Below are 20,152 nucleotides of genomic sequence, written 5' to 3'. Positions count from 1 at the left end.
CTATCTAACGGCCGCAGGTATCGGCTGATCACCCGGTTGGCCAAATTCGGTAATTGCCACCTGACTGTCGCTACTCCGGATCGCGTACCACACTCGCGTTGAGGGCCGAAAGACAGCGATGTCTGCGCGTCCGTCCCCGTCAAGGTCGGCACGCAGCGGCACGTCTTCAGATGTTCCAAAAGCCACCGCAGAGAAACCCGCCTGCGACCCAAGAATGTACCAAACGCCGTTCGTCGGACGATAGACCGCATTGTCCGTTTTGCCGTCACCGTCGAGATCAGCCGCGACCGGAATGTCACCGCTTTGGCCAAACTGCGTGAAGGTCACGCCGCCGTCACCGGACCGCAGAACGTACCAAAAACCGTTCGAGGGCCGAAAGACCGCAAAATCAGACCGGCCATCGCCATCGTAGTCACCCGGCGTAGGAATATCGCCCGTAATGCCGAACTGGACTATTACGACCTGCGAGTCCGAACTCCTGACCGCAAACCATACTCCGGTGGACGGACGAACAACCGCGACATCGGCCTTTCCATCTCCGTCAAGATCTGCCGGAATCGGAACATCCTCGCTGATGCCGAATTGTCGAATTTCGACCACACTGTCGCTGCTCCGCAATATGTACCAAACGCCGGTCGCGGGACGGTAGACGGCTATGTCCGTTCGCCCGTCGCCGTCATAATCGGCCGCGGCTGAACGGTCACCCGCCGAGCCAAAACTGACACCTACTACATTCCCCGAGCCACTTTCGATCAGTCTTATGTCAGCAATTCCCGCTTCGTCCGTAAACGAATAGGCGGCGATATCGGTCCGGCCATCGCCATCGAAATCGAAGGGTGCTGCGTTCGGAGTTGCGGGCGGACAATCGCAAATGAAGCCATCGACGACCTTAAGGTCGTCAATGTAGATTCCCTCCCGAAAGGTGCCAATATCTGTTCCGACCCGCCAACGAAGACTTACGCTTTGGCCGGCCGCGGCTGCCGGCAAACGGACGACGCTGTCTATCCATTCGGGCGTTTGGTTGACACCGCTCCGGCCTGACCATCCGAGCCGGCCGGCGAGCGGATTCTGACAACAGCCGTCGATGGTCCCATCGTAACCGCCTGCGAGGAACGTCCCTCCGGCGGCAAGAATATCCTGCCAGTCGCCGCCCGCGATACTCACCTCAAACACGGCACCGTCATACAAGCGGTTGCGGAGGAAAGTCGTCTCAAGTTCATACCACAGCCGGAAGCGAACTTCGGCAGCGACCGTGCTCACTTGAAATGCCGGCGAGGTCACCGCGTTTACGCCGCGTTGTATCGGAGCCGGTGAGAAAAGCGCGTTCGGAGCAGATTCGTTTCTAGCAGACGACGTTCGCCAAAGCTGATGGTTTTCGGTCGTCGAGGTGGTCCATCCGGCCGGTAGCTGAGGTGCTGTCACTTCGTCAAAGCTTTCGCTAAACGCGATTCGCTCGCCGCCCGCTCGATGCGGAACGCTCAGTTCCCCAAGCGGCTCTGTGCCTTCGGTCAGCGTGATCGTCGGGGTTATCGCGACACCGCATTTTGATCCGCTCAGCACCGCAAATGTGAAGTCGGCAGTGACGACCGCGTTCCGCGGAACCACCCCAAGCACCTGCGGAGGGCCGGGCTGAATGACAATATCATCCGCGACGACGACCGCCGTGACCGAAAGCGAATCTCGGGCACCGGTGTTCCGCAGAGTCAGTCGCAGAGTGACGTTGTCGCCTGGCCGAGGTGCCGGCGAGGTCGGGCACGAATCGTTGATCAATTCAGTAGATTCGATCTGAAACTCGGCAATCGGTTCGAGTGAAAAGCTCCTCGGCTCCACCTGTCCGGATGAAAGAGTGATCTGCCCCGTTTCGGCCCTATAGCCGCTCGCCTCCGCACGAAGTTCGTAGCTACCCGGGAGAACGGTCAGGCTACCGTAGCTGCCGGCTGCGTTCGTTGCTCGGGAATAATCGCCCGCCATGACGCGCGCATTCGCGATCGGGAGTCCGGTTGATTTGTCTGTTACACCGCCGGAGATCGCCGCTCGCGGCGCCGCGGTGCATTCATCAAACTTGAACGCGCCTATCCGCGTCAACCATCCGAGCTCGCTCTGGTCTTGGCTTGCCTGCGAATAATACTCACCTGTGAACCAAAAAGTGCAGTCGTCCGCCGGGTCCGGCGTCATCGAGGCGTAATCGCCCCACCGAAATCCGAACGTCCGTTGTACTCCCGTGCCTTCGACAAGCTGCCCCTCGCTGCGGAGTGTATTCGGCGGGTCATTAACAAGCCGGCCCGAGTAAAGGATCGAGGGCTTCTTCTCTTCGCTGACAAAATTGTACTGAACGGCTAAATTCCCTCCGTGGTCAAGGGCTGCGGAACTTATCCAACGCGAGCTCGTCGTGTCGCCAAGCGTCGCTTGAACCGCCGGAGAAAATCCCGCCGAAGCTCTTCGAAGTTCTGTCACACGCACACCCGCCCGGTACGTTTGCGACGCGGGCGTCATCCGAACAGTCTTTGCAACAACAAGCGATTCGTGAGTTCCCGAATTTCGATAAGTCAACCGATTGTTGAGCCGGTCGCTCTGCGAATCAAGGAATTCTCCCGGCGGCGGTTGGGCGATGTCGGTGCGGCCATCGGGGCTCGTTGGGTCGAAAGGTTCGAGCAAAACCGGGCTTTCTGATAGTTCGGAAAAGGTCGAGTTTCCGGGCTCGATGAAGTCCGGAGCGAACGCGAAGAGCCGAAGCGAATCTGATGCATCGCCATATTCCGTCGCTGTGTAACTAGCGAACAGAGCCGGAGCATTCGCCGGCGGAAGACGAAGCCCATCGCTATCCGCGGGAAGCATTCCCCGCCTTCGAGGCTGTACCGATACAGGCGAGTTAAAGTAGACGTATTTGGCCGATGCGTCACCGGCAAGCAGCTTTGCACGCTCGAACGCGAACATCCCCGAACCAACGTAGTCGGAACCGAGAAACTCGTCGGTCGTCATCATGTACGCCGATGGCCACAAACCGAACTTAGGAAAGTCATTGATCCTCACATTCGGCATCACGAACTCGTACAAGTAATATTCGCCCGCCGGGTCGCCCGTCCGCGAGACCGCGATCATCTGCCTAAATGGCGGAAAGGCCGAGCAGACCTGACTGATCAGCCATCGATCAGCGTATTGGTCGTAAATGATGTTAGGAAGGCCATCGAAACGGTTCGAGCAAATGGTCTGAAGGGGAGCGAATAGCGAATTGAGCCGCACCGGCGGTGTTTGCGGATTGCCGGCCTTGTCATAAACCCTTATCAGAGCATTCACGACCTGAACGTAATGTTCGGGCCCGACCGCCCCGACCATATCCGGCGGAATGAATAGCAGATTGTAGGCGAGGCCGTTGTCGATGTTGTTGATGCCGTCAAAAGAGAGCAACGGCGGAGGCATTTGCCCAAAGAGCTGCGAACGCTCCGCAACATCGTCGCCGAATGATGGCGTCAATCCGTGTGACAAGCCATCGCGCATGAATCGGTCGAAACCCTTCGAAACGATCTCGCGTTTTCCTGCGGGAACGCTCGGCCCGGTCAATGCCGCCGCCGTCAAACTCCCGATCGCAAACCGATTCACACTCCGCCACTCCGGCCCCGTGATCGCCGTCGGCGATGAAACTTCGGTATCGCTAGGGCGCTGTGCACTAACCACCGAGATACTCAGCAGCACCAAAAGCGAACAAACTACCGTTCGAAAAGACATGATTGAAAGCTCGATTTTATCAGAGAACCGAGAGATTCCAGCGAATTCCTGTTGGATCAGACCGGGAGAAGGATAGTTATCTCCACTCTGCGGCGTGCGTCGTCCAGAAATGCTTCGATCTCGGCGGCGACACGGTCTTCGGTAAGCTCGGTGCGTATCTCTTCACGTTTCTCGTCGAGGGTTGGCATTAGGAGACCAGGAAAACGACGACGAAAATCCGGCACAAAGACCTCGCGATAGTAGTTCTCTTCGTCTTCGGGAGTTACAACAACAAACGACCGAAAACGAAAATCGAGATAGCGTTCGATCGCGAGCCGCTGAAAGATCATCCGCTCGAAATTGTCGTCCCGAATCGAGGTAAAGCCGACCGCGCGAAGCCGCGACTCGAAATCCGCAGAAGAAGGGAAATAGCCAAGGATCTCTTGTATCTTGTCCGCTACATCTTTCTCGGTTGGCGGGCGGCTCGGAAGCCGTTCAGCCTCGAGAGCAAAAAGCCGTTGATCGATCTGCGTTTGCAGCGCCTGATTAAGGTCTTCGGAACTTGGAGGAGAGAGCGGAACGCCCGGTTGAAGTGCCAGTTGCCATTTCAGGCCGGATAGTGTGATCAACTCGGTTCGTATCCCGTCGCCAACCGTCGCTACGGTCTTATCGACCACCTGCTGGCCCAAAACTGCAGGTCCGATGCCGATGACAAGCACCAAGCCAATGAGGAAGACCCTGATCTGTGTGAAAAAAACTCTCATTCAGTATTCTTAATACTTTATCCTACCCCGGCCCAAGGTCAAGCAAATTGCGATGGGAATAAACAATTGACAAAAATGTTAAAACATTCTTTAATATCAAAGTGAGGCAATTTGTACCTTCGAGCCTCATCTTTTCGTTCCCGCCCCTTTCATCTTTCCTGTCGGGCAATTTGCGATTGGTCTTATGGCTTAAATGGCTCAAACATCTGCAAGAAAGCGAACTGTACCCAGAGCGGAACAAGTGCGCCGCGGGTCCGAAGCGTCAGACGAGCTCAAGTTCATCTCGGAGCTTGGGCGGAGCCTTCTCTTCATGGTTCATCCGAAGAAGGTCGCGGCTCGCGTTGCCGTTGCGCTCAGGCAGCGGCTTGATGCAGAGGCGTGCGTATTTCTTTCGGAGTTGGAGAATATTGGGGTCGTCAGTTTCGGTGTTGATCGCCGCGGAGAATTGCTGACCAGCTTTTTCCACCGCCCAAGATTTGAGCGATGGCTTGAGCTCCTTCCGCCGCAGGTTGGGCATCCGGAGGACGACCGGGCGGAGTTCATGATCGACAGCATCGAGCATTCGGTCGAATACGTTTCGCCGCTGCATATCAACGGAAAGGTAAAGGGCTTGATAGCGGTCGGCTTTAACGATACCGCCGACTTTGACGACGTAAAGGCCAATCTCATCGAAGCCGCAACCCGAATGGCGGCCATGAGCATCAACCTCTCGGCCCATTATGAGGCCGCGATCAATACCTCTATAACGCGGGCGAAAGAAGAGCATCGCCGGTTTACCGAAGCGATCCTCGATTCGCTTCCGGTTTCGATCTATGTCATCGATCGCGATTACCGCATCGTCACCTGGAACCGCCAACGTGAGGTCGGCTTGCAGGGCATACCTCGTGACGAAGCCATCGGCCGGAATGTATTCACAGTGCTTGCCCGCTACCCGGAAGGCCGCGTACGACACGAATTTGAAGAGGTATTCCGCACCGGAGATATCCAGCGGATCGAGCAACAAACCACCGCCGAAGACGGATCAACGAAGCACTGGATGGTAAGCAAGATACCCATGCGGAACCCCGATACCGATGAGGTCACGCACGTGATCACGGTCGGAGAGGATGTGACGATGCGCGTTGAGGCCATTCACGCCGTTGGCCGTGCAGAAAAGCTCGCAGCGGTCGGCCGGCTTGCGGCCGGCGTTGTACACGAGATAAACAATCCGCTGGCGACGATCGCCGCCTGTGCCGAAGCTCTCGAGCACCGCGCAGACGACGGTTCCTTCGCAGGCAGCGATGCGATCGTTGATCTGCACGAATATCTTGAGCTCATAAAGAGCGAAGCTTTCCGCTGCAAATCGATAACAACCGGCTTGCTTGACTTCAGCCGGATGCGGACCGGTGAAAGGTCGCCGATCGATCTTGGCGAGATCCTTCGCTCGTCGGTCAACCTGATCTCACACCAGCGTCGCGGGGACAACATTGCGATCGACATCGACATTGAAGACGGTCTCCCTCCGGTCAATGCCGATGGCGGCCAGATACAGCAAGCGGTGATCGCACTTGCGACAAACGCTATCGACGCGATGCCCGAGGGCGGCACGCTTACGTTTCGTGCGTTCGCCGGAAATCGGCGCGTCTCGGTAGAGATCAGCGATACGGGCATCGGTATTCCCGCCGAGGATATGTCTAAGATCTTCGAACCGTTCTTCACCACGAAGGACGTCGGGAAAGGAACCGGCCTCGGCCTCGCGGTCTGTTACGGAATTATCACCGACCATGGCGGACGTCTTTCTGTCCGTTCGAATGTCGGTAAAGGAACAACATTCACGATCGCTCTCCCGGTCGTGAAAGAACTGGCTTGATCGAATGCCGGGCCGGACGTCGGCCCGCAAACAACTCCCGCTCCCCCTAGGTAGAAAACATGGCTAACCTCCTCATCGTCGACGACGAAAAAAATCTAAGAACGGTCATTCAAAAAGAAATGGGCCGTCATGGGCATAAGGCCGAAACCGCTGAAGACGGCGAGGCCGCATGGGAAAAACTCGAGGCCGAAGAGTTTGACGTCGTGCTTTGCGATATCAATATGCCTCGGCTTGACGGCATCGGCCTCTTAAAGCGCATCCGCGAAAAGAGTCCTAGCCCGCCCGAGATAATAATGCTCACAGGACAGGGTACGGTCGAAACCGCTATCACCGCGATGAAGCTCGGGGCGTACGATTACCTGACCAAACCGTACCGGATCGCCGAGCTCGCCGCCCTGGTCAAGAACGCCACCGAGAAGCGCGATCTGCGGGCGGATAACCAGCGGCTTCGGGCGCAAATAGAACACGCCAAGGGCCCGATGCCCGAGATCATCGCCGAATCTCCGCAGATGAAAGAAGTTCTGCGCCTTGTTCGCCGCGTCGCTCCTTCAGATACGTCAGTGCTGATCACGGGCGAATCCGGTACCGGTAAGGAACTCGTAGCGCAAGCGATCCACCGCCTCAGCCAGCGGGCTGATAAGCCGTTCATCGATCTCAACTGCGCGGCGATCCAGGATACGCTTCTCGAATCCGAACTCTTCGGTTATGAGCCCGGTGCGTTCTCCGGAGCGCGAACCCGCAAGCTTGGACTCTTTGAACTCGCCCATGGCGGCACGCTTTTCCTCGATGAGATAATGGAGATGCCCGCGCAGCTTCAGTCGAAGCTTCTACGAGCTCTTGAAACGCGAACCTTCTTTCGCGTTGGCGGTGTGAAAAAGGTCGAGGTCGATGTTCGCGTCGTCGCGGCAACCAATCGCGATCCGCTTCAGGCAGTAGCGGACGGCGTCTTTCGCTCAGACCTCTTATATAGGGTGAATAGTTTCGAGATACCGATCGCTCCTCTTCGCGAAAGAAGCGAAGATGTCGAACCGCTCGCCGTTCATCTCATGAGGGAGATCGGTGGAGCAAATCCTCCGATCCTTACCGAACCCGTGCTCGACGCACTTAAACGCTTCAGTTGGTCAGGAAACGTTCGCCATCTCCGCAACGCACTCGAGCGTGCTTCGTTACTCTCTGATAACGGCCGGGTCACGCTTAAGGAGTTGCCCCCGGAGGTCGCTCACGGAGTTGAGCGTCAACAGATCTCGGTCAACTACAACGGCTCAAACGGCTCGAACGGGGCACAGGCGAATGCATTCACATACACAAGCCCGGTCAACCTTCGCGACTCCGAGCGACAGCAGATCCTTAGCGCTCTCGAACGCACGGGTTGGCACCGCGGCAAGACGGCGGAAATACTCGGCATCTCGCCTTCGACACTTTATCGCAGGCTTCGTGAATATGATCTCGAAATTCGCCGGTAGGGTTAGGTCGCGAGAGCGGCATCAAGGAACATCATCAGTCCGAAGCCGATAAATAGCGAGAGCGTCGCGCCGTTCTCGAATCCCGGCCGGTGTGTCTCCGGAATGATCTCGTCGCTGACGATAAAGAGCATCGCACCGGCCGAAAACGCCAAGGCCCAAGGGAGCAACCCGGCCGAAATAAGCACGACCGAGCCTCCCATCGCGCCTCCTATTACTTCTATCGCTCCAGTAAGTGCGGTTGCGATGAAGGCATAGAGCTTCGAGTAACCTTGCGATTGCAGCGCAACGGCGACCGAAAGTCCTTCCGGCAGATTCTGCAGGCCGATACCCATCATTGCCCCGAATCCGGTCCCGACATTGTCGGTAGCGTTTGCGACCCCGACCGCCATTCCCTCGGGAAAATTGTGTATTGCGATAGCGATCACAAATAGCCAGATCTTTCTCAGTCGGCCGGCGTCCGTTGGCCCTTCCGGTCCCTTTCCAAAGTGTTCGTGCGGTACAAGTTCGTTGACCAGCCAGAGAGCGAAGCCGCCGATAAATAGGAAGGCGATCGCCTGCGTTACCGCGCTCGTTGTTTCAGAACCCGCGTTTCGCAAACCGTCGATGCTCGGCAGAAGTAGCGAGAATATTGTCGCTGCAAGCATTACTCCCGCTGCGAAGCTAAGAAGGTTGTTGTTCAACCGCTCATTCAGTTTCCGGAGAAAAAGTGCCGGGACCGCGCCAAGCGCGGTCGCTCCGAGCCCGGCGATGAGCGTTGCAATGATCGCATTGAAAAATGGCTCGGATGTGAACTGCATTCTGCCTTTTTAGCGTTTCAAGTACCTGAGAGACGCCATTACCTTCACTGCCTCGCGAAGCGTGATGTCACCGCGGTCAGCAACAAGCGAATACCATTGCTGAAGTGTGTTCTTCGGCTGATAGCGTTCAAGCGAGCCGACCCAGGAAACGAAAAGGCTCTTCTCATCGTCCATCGAATAGCCTGCTTGGATCCGTCCGTCGAAATAAGAATTCCGTCCATAGACCTGCGGCGTGCTGACGTCTCCGAGACCGTCGTTGATCGATTGGATCATAAACGAACGACCCTTTGTATTGCGGTAGGTCAGAGTGTAACCGACGATCTCCGGTGCCGGAGGTTCTTCGATCACAACGGCGTCAAGTTTGAAGCCCGCCGGAATGTAGGTCGGAACGCCGACTGCGGCATTCAGCCCTTTCAGTTCCGCTATCTGCTCCGAGGTGAGTCCTGCCGCTTTGCCGTCGGTAAATGCCGGCTGAGCAATGGCAACGGACGCGAAAGCGGCGAACGCAAGAGACAAAAATGTGAGTGAGGTCAGTCTTTTCATGTTTGTTTATAGGAACGGTACCGCAGCGGGTGCTTTGTAGGTGCCCGAAAAATCCTTATCCTTGTATGCAATTATGGTATCGAACAAAATCAAAACCGGGACAGTTCTTCGAGCATTATTCCTTTTGTTGCTGGCTTCGGCAAGCGTAAATGCGGACGCGGTCGATCGCATCGTTCGCGAACGAATGCAGGAGAGGAATATCCCCGGAGCGGCTGTCGCCGTTATACGCAATGGAAAGGTAGAGAAGGTGAAAGGCTATGGGCTCGCAAGCCTTGAATTTCAGGCGCCTGTTTCGCCCGACTCGGTCTTTGAGATCGGTTCTGTCTCAAAGCAAATGACCGCCGCGGGGATTCTCTTGCTCGTTCAAGACGGAAAGGTCGGGCTCGATGAAAAGATATCAGTATATCTTCCTGGAACTCCCGAGTCTTGGAAAAGTGTCACCGTTCGGCATCTCCTCTCGCATACATCCGGCATTAAAAATTACACGGGGCTTTCCGGCTTTGAGCTTTCCCGCCGACTATCGGCTGAGCAGTTCATAGCGCAGCTTTCGCCGCTCCCTCTGGAGTTCGAGTCCGGCGAGCGATACACCTACAGCAATAGTGGGTACAACCTCCTCGCCCATATAATCGAAAGGCAAAGCGGAAAGAAGTACCTGGACTTCATGCGGGAGCGAATCTTTCGCCCGCTTGGGATGAACCGGACCGGCGAACGCGATCCGCAGTTCATCATTCCGTTGCGGGCTTCGGGATACGAGTGGCGCATCGACCGTTATACCGGACGCGACGGAAACCTCACGGACCTGATGGGTGCCGGTTCGATCACATCAACCATCGAGGACATGATCAAATGGGAACGTGCGCTTCGCGGCGATGCGTTCCTCCGGCCGGAAACAAAACGCGAGATGTGGACACCGTTCACCTTCAACAACGGCGAGCGGTCGGCCTATGGTCTTGGCTGGCGCATTAGCGACGTTCGCGGACACAAGCTGATCGGACACACCGGTCAAACGGCCGGCTTCGGTGCCGCCATTTTTCGTTACGTTGATTCGAACATAACGGTCATCGTTCTTACCAATCTCGGCGAACTCGGAATGGGAAGTTTGATCGCAACATCGATCGCGAAAGATTTTATTCCAACACTTTCACTAAAAAATATTCGCTTGGCAAATGGCGACGATGAAAAGCGAAATGCGTTTCTTCTTGAAGCACTGCGAGCGCGAATTGCGAACCGGCCGGATGCTTCGATGTTAACGCCCGAGATCTTGCGGGCGATCACCTCGCCGCGGGCCAAGGCCGCAAACGATCGTATCGCGAAGTTTGGCGAGGTTCGGAAACTGCGGTTCATAGGGACGGAAACCGTTGAAAATAAAAGTATTTACCGGTACGTTGCCGATGCCGATAGACGGCTTATGCTTTGGCGTTTTTCTCTTGATAGCGATGGCCGGATAAGTGAGATGACACTCGAGGAAGACGAATGAAAACGGACGGATTCGGACGATATCAGATTGTGATAGCACAGAAGACCGACGCGCAACAGATGAAACGAAGACGCCTGCGACGTAACCTCACGTTTTTAGTTATACATACGGGTTAAAACTTAAAGAAAAACTTTACACAAAAGAATAAATTTATGTTACGTTATACGTGTTCCGTTTTTGCTTTACCCTAATCCAAACTTTGACTTGAGAAGAAAATATGGCAGCAACAAAAAAACCAGCAGCAAAGAAAGCTCCGGCAAAGAAAGCCGCAGCTCCGAAGAAGGCAGCAGCTCCGGCTAAAAAGGCCGCAGCTCCGAAGAAGGCAGCACCTGCTAAGAAAGCGGCTCCGGCCAAAAAGGCAGCGGCTCCGAAGAAGGCAGCACCTGCTAAGAAAGCAGCTCCGGCCAAAAAGGCAGCACCTGCTAAGAAAGCAGCTCCGGCTAAAAAGGCAGCGGCTCCGAAGAAGGCAGCACCTGCTAAGAAAGCAGCTCCTGCCAAAAAGGCAGCGGCTCCGAAGAAGGCAGCACCTGCTAAGAAGGCAGCTCCGGCCAAGAAGCCGGCCGCAAAGAAAAAGTAGCTCGCTACTTCACCCCAAGGAAAACACAAATGCCCGACGAACGATGGACTTCGCCGGGCATTCTTATTTTTACTTCAGGCGTCGATCAGAATGTAAGTAACAGTTCGCCGCCCTCTTCTCCGACCATCACGCTCCCGCCTTCGGTAAGCTTTCCGAACAGGATCTCGTTCGCGAGCGGCTGCTTTATTTTTCATGTATCAGCCGTGCCATCGGACGCGCCCCATAGCGGCCATCAAAGCCGTTTTTAGCAAGCCATTCACGAGCCGCATCATCAAGCTTTACAACAACGCGTTTCTCAGCAAGTTGGCCATTCAGTTCCTTGATGAACTTATCAACGATCGACTTGATGACCTCGAGATCCAGCGGCTTGAAAGCTACCCAGGCATCGAGCCGATTGCGGAACTCCGGTGTAAAGGTCCGCTCGATCGCTCCCTTTCCCTGTCCTTTCGTTTCGGATTGATTCCTAAAACCCATGCCACCGCTAGAAAGCTCGCGAGCACCGGCGTTGGTCGTCATTATCAGGATAACGTTTCGGAAGTCCGCCTTCTTGCCGTTGTTGTCGGTAAGCGTCGCGTTGTCCATCACCTGGAGCAAAAGGTTGAAAAGGTTCGGGTGTGCTTTTTCGATCTCATCTAGCACCAGCACGGCGTGCGGCGTCCGCATGATCGCCTCGGTCAGCAAACCGCCCTGATCAAACCCGACGTACCCCGGCGGCGCGCCGATCAATCGCGAGATCGTATGCGGTTCGGCATACTCACTCATGTCGAACCGTAGGAACTCGATGCCGAGTTGCTCGGCGAGCTGCTTCGAAAGCTCTGTCTTGCCGACACCGGTCGGACCCGAGAAAAGGAATGAGCCGACCGGCTTCGTCTCATGGCCGAGCCCCGCACGCGAGATCTGGATCGCATCGACCACACGGTCGATCGCCGCGTCCTGGCCAAAAATATGTCGCCTGAGATCCTCGCGAAGCGTCTTCAGCCGCTCCTTCTCATCGCCCACTACGGTCTTCGGCGGTATTTTCGCCATTCGTGCGACGGTGTTCTCCACCATCTGCACGGAGACGCGCTTTGGCCTTCGGCTCTCGGGCAAAAGCTTGACGGCAGCACCGACCTCGTCGATAACATCGATCGCCTTGTCAGGAAGAAAGCGGTCGTTGATATATTTGCCTGCAAGTTCAGACGCCGTCCGAAGGGTCGCGTTCGGATACTTTACGCCGTGGTGCTCTTCGTAAAATCGCTTGAGGCCCTTGAGTATCTTGTAGGTCTCCTCGATCGTAGGTTCACCGATATCGATCTTTTGAAATCTGCGAGCAAGCGCTCGATCGCGGTCAAATGCCGCTTTATACTCAGCGAAAGTCGTCGAGCCAATGCAGCGAAGTTCGCCCGCTGCAAGGGCCGGTTTCAGAATATTCGAGGCATCCATCGCTCCGCCCGAAACCGCTCCGGCTCCGACGATCGTGTGGATCTCGTCAATAAAAAGGATGGCGTTCTCTTGTTTCTTGAGCTCGGTGATGATCGCCTTGAACCTCTGTTCAAAGTCCCCGCGGTAGCGCGTCCCGGCAACGACCGCTCCCATGTCCAGGGCGAATATTTTTGCGTCTGCCAAGACCTCGGGCACGTCTCCGTTTGCGATCTTTAGTGCGAGGCCTTCGGCCAGTGCCGTCTTTCCAACTCCGGGTTCGCCAACGTAAAGCGGGTTGTTCTTTTTCCTGCGGCAGAGCACCTGGATCGTGCGCTCGATCTCTGCGTCGCGGCCGACGATCGGATCGATCGCACCCTCTTTTGCTTTCGCCACGAGCTCAACCGTAAAGCTCTCGATCGGGTTCGCCTGCTTTTGCCGCCGCGGACCAAACGGATTTTCGTCGTCATCGTCGTCAAAATCCGGTTCGTCATCCATCGGCCCGAAACGTATCGACCTTCGAGATGCCGTGCGAGATGTAGTTGAGAATGTCGAGTCGGGTTATACCCTGTTGCAAGAGAAGATATACGGCGTAGCTCTGCTCGGCCTGATAAAAAGCGGCGAGAACATTTCCCGCATCTACCGCTCTTTGGCCGCTACCTTCGGCCTGAAGGATCGCGTAATTTATCGTTGATTGAAAAGTTCCGGTGAGCTCGGGCAGTACCTTTACGCCCTCGGGCAGCTTTTCCAACACGCCCTCGAAATACTCTTCCAGGGCATTTGCGATCTCGTCGGTCCGAGCGCCGCAATTGAAAAGTATTTCTTGAGCAGCACCGTCGTGAAGCAGTGCGTAAAGCAAGTGCTCAAGCGTAACAAATTCGTGGCGATGTGTAACCGCTTGATCGACCGCGAAGCTGAGCGTGTTTTCGAGTTCTTTCGTCAACATGTCTTATAGCTATAGTCTACCAATTCCGCTCACGATCATCACGGGAAAAATCGACCGCTGTCATTTTACCGGAGCGAAGCCCCTTGCGGACCGATCTCGGAGAGGTAGGTATTGAACGGAATTCCCGTTGATTCGTACGCCTCACCCATTGCCGTCCGGACTATCTCCGCCCGCTCGCGTGTCTTGCTGAGCATGAATATCGAAGGCCCTGAACCCGAGATGCCGCCGCCGATCGCCCCGGCCGCGAGCCCGGCAGCTTTTGCTTCGTCAAAATGCGGTATCAACCCTCGCCGGGCCGGTTCGACGATTTCGTCCACAAGGCTGCGGCCGATGAGTTCGTAATCACCCTTCTCAAGCGCCGCAACAAGAGCCCCGAGATTGCTCCAGTTCCTGACCGCCGACCTGAGCGGCACTAGGTCGGGCAGGACAGCTCGTGCCTCGGCGGTCTTGACCTCGATCTGCGGATGGATGACGGTCGCAAACAGCGGCGGAAAATCGAGCCGAACAACATCGATCGGGTCGATCGAACGCACCAAGACAAAGCCGCCGAGTATACACGGCGCAACGTTGTCCGCGTGGCGAGCACCAGAGGCGAGCCGCTCGCCTTCCATCGCGAATTCGATCAACTTCACCGCTGGGAATTGTTCTTCCAGCAGCCAGTTCGTCGCCACCACCGCTCCGCAAGAGCTTGCCCCGCTTGATCCGATACCGCTTCCCGGCTTGATCGCTTTTTCGATCTCGATCTCAACCCCAAAGTCCGCACCCGCCTCTGCCAGCATCGCCTCGACGGCAACTCCGGCTACGTTCTCTCGCGGATCGGTCGGCAACCCAAATTCGTCTTTGTGAACGATCGCTATGCCCGGCTCGTCCCTCCTGCGGACCGTCACCTCATCGAACGGTTCGTCGATCGCAAAGCCGAGGCAGTCAAATCCGCAGACAACATTTGAGACCGTCGCCGGGGCTCGCACCGTTACTTCTTTCATATTTCCTTATTCCCCGATGTTCGTAATATCATTGTTCCGGAGCAGACGCCACCCACTCATTTTTGAATGCAATACTTTAGCACAAACGGCCGAGCGGCCGTCGTCGGTTTCCGGGAAGCACTACTTATGGGCCAGCCGGAGGACGGCGGACTATATTTTCCCTCGCAAATTCCGGATCTCTCCGAACTCTCCGGGTCGGCTTGGTCGCCCGGCAGCGAAGCCGAGACCGTATTTCGTCTGATGCACCCCTATGTTGGCGGAGAGATCCCTGATGCCGATCTTGGGGCCATTTGCGGGGAAGCGATCAATTTTCCTTTCCCGCTGGTTGAGATAACACCCGGCGTTTTCGTTCTTGAGCTTTTTCATGGGCCAACACTTGCGTTTAAGGACGTCGGCGCTCGGTTCATGAGCAGGTGCTTAGGCCATTTTTCCCATTCGATCGGTAAACGGGCGGTAGTCATCGTCGCAACCTCAGGAGATACGGGCGGGGCCGTGGCCCACGGATTTGCTGGCGTTGAGGGTGTTTCGGTGGTCATCTTGTACCCGAAAGGACGGGTAAGCCGCGTTCAAGAGCTCCAGTTAACGCGAACTGCTTCGAATGTAATTACAATGGAGGTACAGGGCTCGTTTGACGACTGCCAAAAACTCGCTAAAACCGCTCTTGCGGACCCGACACTCCGCCACAATTACTTCCTGACCTCAGCAAACTCGATGAACATTGCCCGATGGCTGCCCCAGCAGACCTATTATTTTACGACTATCCGGCAATTGGCAGGCAAAAGGGTCGTTTTTTCGGTCCCGAGCGGCAATTTTGGCAACATAGCCGCGGGTTTGCTTGCACAAAGCTCGGGGTTGGAGGCGAAGTCTTTCATCGCGGCGTGCAATGCGAATGATGTCGTGCCGAGGTATCTCTTGACCGGCGACTACAATGCCGAGCCCTCCCGAAGGACGCTCTCAAATGCGATGGATGTGGGCGATCCCAGCAATCTCGCGAGGATTTGTGAGCTTTTTGGCAATGACATCGGCCGTATTCGGGAGAATATGGCGGCGGTCAGCATTTCGGACGAAGAGACGGCTGCGACCATCAAAAAAGTGCACGAAGTTTGCGGTTACACGATGGATCCGCACACTGCCGTTGCTTACCGAGCCCTAACGAGATCGCACACTCGGGCCCGAGATGAGGTTGGCGTTGTTCTTTCAACCGCTCATCCGGTCAAGTTCGATTCAGTCGCGGACATACTTGGTAATAACATTTCAGTGCCCGAGTCTGTTGCAAAACTCGAGATGCTCGAGCGAAGGGCGGTTGAGATCACCAGCAGTTACGAAGAAATGGTCGAAATGATCAAGGAGTCGCTATGAAAGTGCTAAAGTTTGGCGGATCGTCGGTCGCCGGGGCCGAGCGTATCTCTAATGTAGCCACGCTGGTCAAAGCGGCTTCCGAAACAGACAGGATCGCCGTCGTGCTTTCGGCTTTGCAGGGAACGACCGACCGGCTCATCGAGGCCGGCCGGCTCGCGGAATCCGGCGACGACGGGTACCTTGAGAAGATTCATGAGATCGCATCGCAAACCGAAACCGCGGTTTCGACGCTGTTTCCCGCGTTTGTGCCGGTCGAGCTAAGCGAATTCATAGACCATGCCGTTGATGAGGTCGAAAGCATATGCGAGGGTGTCCGCCGCGTCGGCGAACTTTCGGGCCGGACGCTCGACCGCATCCTCAGCTTTGGCGAACTTGTCTCGTCACGCATTCTTTATGAAAGGCTCACGAACGAACACCTCAGCGTTGAATGGGTCGATTCGCGCAAGATGATCCGGACGGATAAGCGGTATGGTTCGGCCGTGGTCGACATCAACCGTACCTATTCAAATCTACAAGAGCATATTGCATCATCGGAATCCCGTATCCTGATCTTTCCGGGCTTCATCGGTTCCGCCGCGGACGGCTCGACCACGACGCTCGGCCGAGGCGGTTCGGATTATACGGCCGCTCTCGTCGCCGCTGCGGTTGATGCCGATCTTCTTGAGATATGGACCGACGTCAGCGGAATGATGTCTGCCGACCCGCGCTACGTGCGAAACGTCCGCCAGATCCCAAGCATCAACTATCTCGAGGCAATGGAACTCTCGCATTTCGGCGCGAAGGTTCTCTATCCGCCTACGATCCAGCCCGTGATGGCGAAGGGCATTCCGCTCCGGATCAAGAACACCTTTCAGCCCGCCGATCCAGGGACGCTCGTAGAAGCAGTTTCCACTGACCGAAACGACATTATCCGCGGCATCAGCAGTATCGACGGCATTACCGTCCTGAGCCTCGAAGGCAGCGGAATGGTCGGCGTTCCGGGGTTCTCGAAGCGGCTCTTCGACGCTCTCTCCCGGGCCGGCATAAACGTGGTTCTCATCACTCAAAGCTCTTCCGAACACTCGATCTGCGTTGCGGTCGAAGAGCGATTCGCCACGCTCGCGAAGGAGGTTGTCGACACTGAGTTCGAGGGCGAGATCAGCTTCGGCAAGATCGATCCGCTGCGGGTCGAGAGCGGTTTTTCCATCCTCGCCATCGTCGGCGACAATATGAAAGAACACACCGGCGTCAGCGGCCGGATGTTCATGACGCTCGGCCATAACGGCATCAACATACACGCAATTGCGCAGGGTTCCTCGGAGCGAAACATTTCCGCCGTCATCGCAACATCCGACGTCCGCAAGGCAGTCAACTCCCTCCACGAAGAGTTCTTCTCCGATGGCCGCAAGCAGGTGAATGTTTTCATTGCAGGCGTCGGAACCGTTGGCAGCCGGTTGATCGGCCAGATCAGGCAGCAGACCGAGCATCTTTCGGAAACGCTTCGGCTCAACATACGCGTTGTCGGCATCGCTCGGAGCAACCGGGCAGTGGTCGCCGATGAAGGCATCGAGCTCGAGGACGTCACTTCGCGAATCGAGAATGCCGGCGAGATGTCGATCTCGGAGTTTGCCGATGAAATAATCGGCCTGAATCTTCGCAACTCTGTCTTTGTCGACGTAACCGCGAGCGAAGATGTTGTAGCCGTTTATTCGCGTTTGCTCGCAAAGAGCATCTCGGTCGTTGCCTGCAATAAGATCGCCTGTTCCTCCGGCTTTGAGCGCTACCGCGAACTTAAGTCGCTCGCCTCCGAGTTCAATTCCAACTTTCTGTTCGAGACGAACGTTGGTGCCGGTCTGCCGGTCATCAACACTCTCAATGACCTTATAAGGAGCGGCGACCGTATCCATCGCATCGAGGCAGTTCTCTCCGGCACCTTGAACTTTGTCTTCAACAATTACGACGGCAGCGAACCGTTCGCCGATGTCGTCCGGCGAGCGCAGGCCGAGGGCTACACCGAGCCCGACCCGCGGCTTGACCTGAGCGGAACAGACGTCGCCCGAAAGATCCTGATACTCGCCCGTGAGTCCGGCAACAGCATCGAGATGGAAGACGTCGCGATCGATGGCTTTCTCCCCGAAACTTGCCTTTCCGGCTCGGTCGAAGATTTTTATTCCGAAATGCTCAAGCAAGAAAGTGTTTTCAAGGGGCTTTTCGAATCGGCCGCTTCCGAGGGAAAGATGCTCAAGTTCATCGCCTCGCTCGATGGCGGCAGAGCGTCGATCGGGTTGCGTGCGATCGGCCCCGAGCACGACTTCGCCCGCCTTTCTGGAAAAGACAACGCGGTTCTGTTCTATACCTCGCGATATTCCGAGCAACCCTTGGTCGTCAAAGGTGCCGGTGCGGGTGCCGACGTCACGGCCGCGGGCGTTTTTGCCGATATCATCCGCGCGGCCCGGACCTGAATGCTCAGCGTGAGTTTTTGCTAAGATGTAACCGTGACGACCGATATTGCAAGAAATCTGACTCAGGTGCGAAGGCGTATTACGCTTGCGGCCAAACGTGCCGGACGCGACCCCGCCGAGGTCAAGCTGATTGCCGTAAGCAAAACCAAACCTGCCGCTGCGGTGCGTGACGCGCTCGCCGCTCGCTGCCACGCCTTTGGCGAGAATAAGGTGCAGGAGGCGGAAGCAAAGATCGCCGAGATCGGCCACGAGGACGCCGAATGGCACCTCGTCGGCCATCTGCAGAAAAATAAGGCCCGTTCTGCGGTTCAGCTTTTCGACGTCATTCATTCCATCGATTCGCCCGAGCTTGTCCATCGTCTCGAACGCATCTGTGGCGAGGAGGGCAAGCGGTCGCTCGACGTTCTTATTCAGGTCGATCTTGCAGGCGAAGAGACAAAGTCCGGCGTTGCAGAAACTCAGCTTCAGCTCTTGGTCGAGGTTTTGAAGCGGTGCGAACATCTGCGATTTATTGGCTTGATGGTCTTGCCTCCGTTCTTTGATGATCCAGAAGATGCGCGCCCGTTCTTCCAAAGGCTTCGAGCAATTCGCGACCGTCTGCGGGACGAAGGAGCGTTCACCGCCGGCGATGGCGAACTCTCGATGGGAATGACCCACGATCTTGAGGTCGCGATCGAAGAGGGTGCGACCATGGTTCGCGTCGGAACTGCGATCTTCGGCGAAAGAAATTGAGTATTTTGAGTAACGCGATGCTTTCATTGACCGTTTATCCTATCGTTCGGCTTGTCATCTGGGGAGCGTTTCTCCTTTTTCTGGCCCTGCTGATCCTCCGACTTATCTTTAACTATGCCGATCCGAACCCGTTTGGCACGGTTGGCAGATTTAGCTTCAAGATCCGCAAGATCACCGAGCGGTTTGTATATCCTGCGGCTCGCTTGCTGGCGAATTATCGCGTTGACATAAAGCTCGCACCGCTCGTCGTTATCTTCATCGCTCTCGTCCTTACATACTTGAGCACGCAGATCATCGGCAATGCGTTCTTCGTCATCGACGGGCTTTCTGCCTCCATCGTCGGCGGAAACGTAAAGGCGACCATCGGCTATATCCTTTATGGCCTGCTCAGTTTATTCGTGTTGATGATCGTGCTGCGGTTCGTTTCGCAGTGGTTTGTCTACACGAGCAACACGCTCTTTGCCTTCGCCCGCCGGGTGACGGACCCGATAATGCTGCCGGTTCAGCGGTTGATCCCGCCGATCGGTATGTTCGACATCTCGCCGATGGTCGTTCTTATCCTGATCTTCCTACTGCAGGCGGTCGTGATGGCGGTCTTTGTCCGATGATCGAAGTAACCGAATCCGATGGCGTAGTGACCTTTTCGGTCAAGGTCGTTCCTCGAGCATCGCGGACCGAATTTGCGGGTGAGATGGGCGGGGCGGTGAGGGTGAGAGTTTCCTCACCGCCGGTGGACGGAGCGGCAAATGATGAACTTATTCGGCTGATCGCTAAACGGCTGTTGGTTGCCAGGTCGGCGGTCGAGATAGTCACGGGTGCCGCTTCGAGGACCAAGCTCGTTCGGGTCAGCGGCGTTACGGCCGAGCGACTGCAAGACGCTCTCTTGAGCTAACTGGCTTTTTCTGTCTTCGGTAGCTCTTACGAAAGACGATATAACCAAGCCACACGAGCAGCAGTGCGGCCAGCGTCTCCATAAAAAGCACCGAAGAAAGAAACGCCCAACTCAGTTCCGATCGGAGTGCCATCGTTTGCCGAAAAATGATCACATCGGCAACGATGAACAGACCGCAGAGAAAAAGCACCGTAGTGTTTCTTTTCATACGCCTCCTATTTCACAACGG

General features: G+C 56.1%; 15 protein-coding genes and 1 pseudogene. 9 read left to right on the top strand and 7 right to left on the bottom strand.

Translation table 11 applies throughout. The features are described 5' to 3' along the window. Both IPM21_04630 and IPM21_04625 read right to left on the bottom strand, forming a co-directional pair. A complete protein-coding gene (locus tag IPM21_04630; GenBank protein MBK9163186.1) occupies window positions 1–3,723 on the bottom strand; it encodes a VCBS repeat-containing protein in 3,723 nt (1,240 codons plus the stop codon). Window positions 3,724–3,779: 56 nt separating this feature from the next. After that, window positions 3,780–4,466 carry a hypothetical protein gene (locus tag IPM21_04625; GenBank protein MBK9163185.1) on the bottom strand — a complete coding sequence of 229 codons (687 nt, stop codon included), beginning with the start codon at window positions 4,464–4,466 and terminating at the stop codon, window positions 3,780–3,782. A gap of 193 nt (window positions 4,467–4,659) precedes the next feature. On the opposite strand from IPM21_04625, the gene IPM21_04620 reads away from it, so the two are divergent. Further along, window positions 4,660–6,315, top strand: a complete 1,656-nt coding sequence (locus IPM21_04620) for a PAS domain-containing protein (protein MBK9163184.1) — start codon at window positions 4,660–4,662, stop codon at window positions 6,313–6,315. A 59-nt stretch (window positions 6,316–6,374) separates the two neighbouring features. Beyond that, window positions 6,375–7,778, top strand: coding sequence for a sigma-54-dependent Fis family transcriptional regulator (locus IPM21_04615; protein ID MBK9163183.1), 1,404 nt, complete (start codon window positions 6,375–6,377; stop codon window positions 7,776–7,778). Between the two features lie 2 nt (window positions 7,779–7,780). On the opposite strand, the gene IPM21_04610 is transcribed toward IPM21_04615, so the two are convergent. Further along, a complete protein-coding gene (locus IPM21_04610) occupies window positions 7,781–8,575 on the bottom strand; it encodes a ZIP family metal transporter (GenBank protein ID MBK9163182.1) in 795 nt (264 codons plus the stop codon). Window positions 8,576–8,584: 9 nt separating this feature from the next. Continuing rightward, window positions 8,585–9,118, bottom strand: coding sequence for a hypothetical protein (locus IPM21_04605; protein ID MBK9163181.1), 534 nt, complete (start codon window positions 9,116–9,118; stop codon window positions 8,585–8,587). 73 nt (window positions 9,119–9,191) lie between these two features. On the opposite strand from IPM21_04605, the gene IPM21_04600 reads away from it, so the two are divergent. Further along, on the top strand, window positions 9,192–10,595 hold the full coding sequence (locus IPM21_04600) for a beta-lactamase family protein (GenBank protein MBK9163180.1): 1,404 nt from the start codon (window positions 9,192–9,194) through the stop codon (window positions 10,593–10,595). Between the two features lie 217 nt (window positions 10,596–10,812). Beyond that, window positions 10,813–11,172: a hypothetical protein gene (locus IPM21_04595; GenBank protein MBK9163179.1), complete on the top strand. Its 360-nt coding sequence runs from the start codon at window positions 10,813–10,815 to the stop codon at window positions 11,170–11,172. An 85-nt stretch (window positions 11,173–11,257) separates the two neighbouring features. Here the strand turns inward: IPM21_04595 and clpA are convergent. Next, window positions 11,258–13,516 (bottom strand): annotated as a pseudogene (gene clpA, locus IPM21_04590) (ATP-dependent Clp protease ATP-binding subunit ClpA). Between the two features lie 65 nt (window positions 13,517–13,581). Then, on the bottom strand, window positions 13,582–14,499 hold the full coding sequence (locus tag IPM21_04585; GenBank protein MBK9163178.1) for a homoserine kinase: 918 nt from the start codon (window positions 14,497–14,499) through the stop codon (window positions 13,582–13,584). A gap of 66 nt (window positions 14,500–14,565) precedes the next feature. Here IPM21_04585 and thrC point away from each other — a divergent pair, with 66 nt between their 5' ends. From thrC to IPM21_04560, 5 genes are read left to right on the top strand one after another with little or no spacing between them, the layout of a single operon-like run. Next, window positions 14,566–15,858: a threonine synthase gene (gene thrC, locus IPM21_04580; protein ID MBK9163177.1), complete on the top strand. Its 1,293-nt coding sequence runs from the start codon at window positions 14,566–14,568 to the stop codon at window positions 15,856–15,858. Then, window positions 15,855–18,299 (top strand): bifunctional aspartate kinase/homoserine dehydrogenase I, encoded by a 2,445-nt coding sequence (gene thrA, locus IPM21_04575; protein ID MBK9163176.1) that lies wholly within the window; start codon window positions 15,855–15,857, stop codon window positions 18,297–18,299. The genes thrC and thrA overlap by 4 nt, the downstream gene beginning before the upstream one ends. 33 nt (window positions 18,300–18,332) lie before the next feature. Beyond that, window positions 18,333–19,031, top strand: coding sequence for a YggS family pyridoxal phosphate-dependent enzyme (locus IPM21_04570; GenBank protein MBK9163175.1), 699 nt, complete (start codon window positions 18,333–18,335; stop codon window positions 19,029–19,031). 17 nt (window positions 19,032–19,048) lie between these two features. Next, window positions 19,049–19,639, top strand: coding sequence for a YggT family protein (locus IPM21_04565; protein ID MBK9163174.1), 591 nt, complete (start codon window positions 19,049–19,051; stop codon window positions 19,637–19,639). Then, on the top strand, window positions 19,636–19,923 hold the full coding sequence (locus IPM21_04560) for a DUF167 domain-containing protein (protein ID MBK9163173.1): 288 nt from the start codon (window positions 19,636–19,638) through the stop codon (window positions 19,921–19,923). Before IPM21_04565 ends, IPM21_04560 begins: the two co-directional genes overlap by 4 nt. Here IPM21_04560 and IPM21_04555 read toward each other — a convergent pair. Then, on the bottom strand, window positions 19,886–20,131 hold the full coding sequence (locus tag IPM21_04555) for a hypothetical protein (protein MBK9163172.1): 246 nt from the start codon (window positions 20,129–20,131) through the stop codon (window positions 19,886–19,888). The two genes, IPM21_04560 and IPM21_04555, sit on opposite strands and share 38 nt — an antisense overlap. Between the last annotated feature and the right edge of the window lie 21 nt (window positions 20,132–20,152).

This window comes from Acidobacteriota bacterium, assembly GCA_016716435.1.
In the GTDB taxonomy this organism is placed as follows: domain Bacteria; phylum Acidobacteriota; class Blastocatellia; order Pyrinomonadales; family Pyrinomonadaceae; genus OLB17.
The sequence above is the reverse complement of the archived record's forward strand: the minus strand, read 5'-3'. Positions and strand labels throughout refer to the sequence as shown.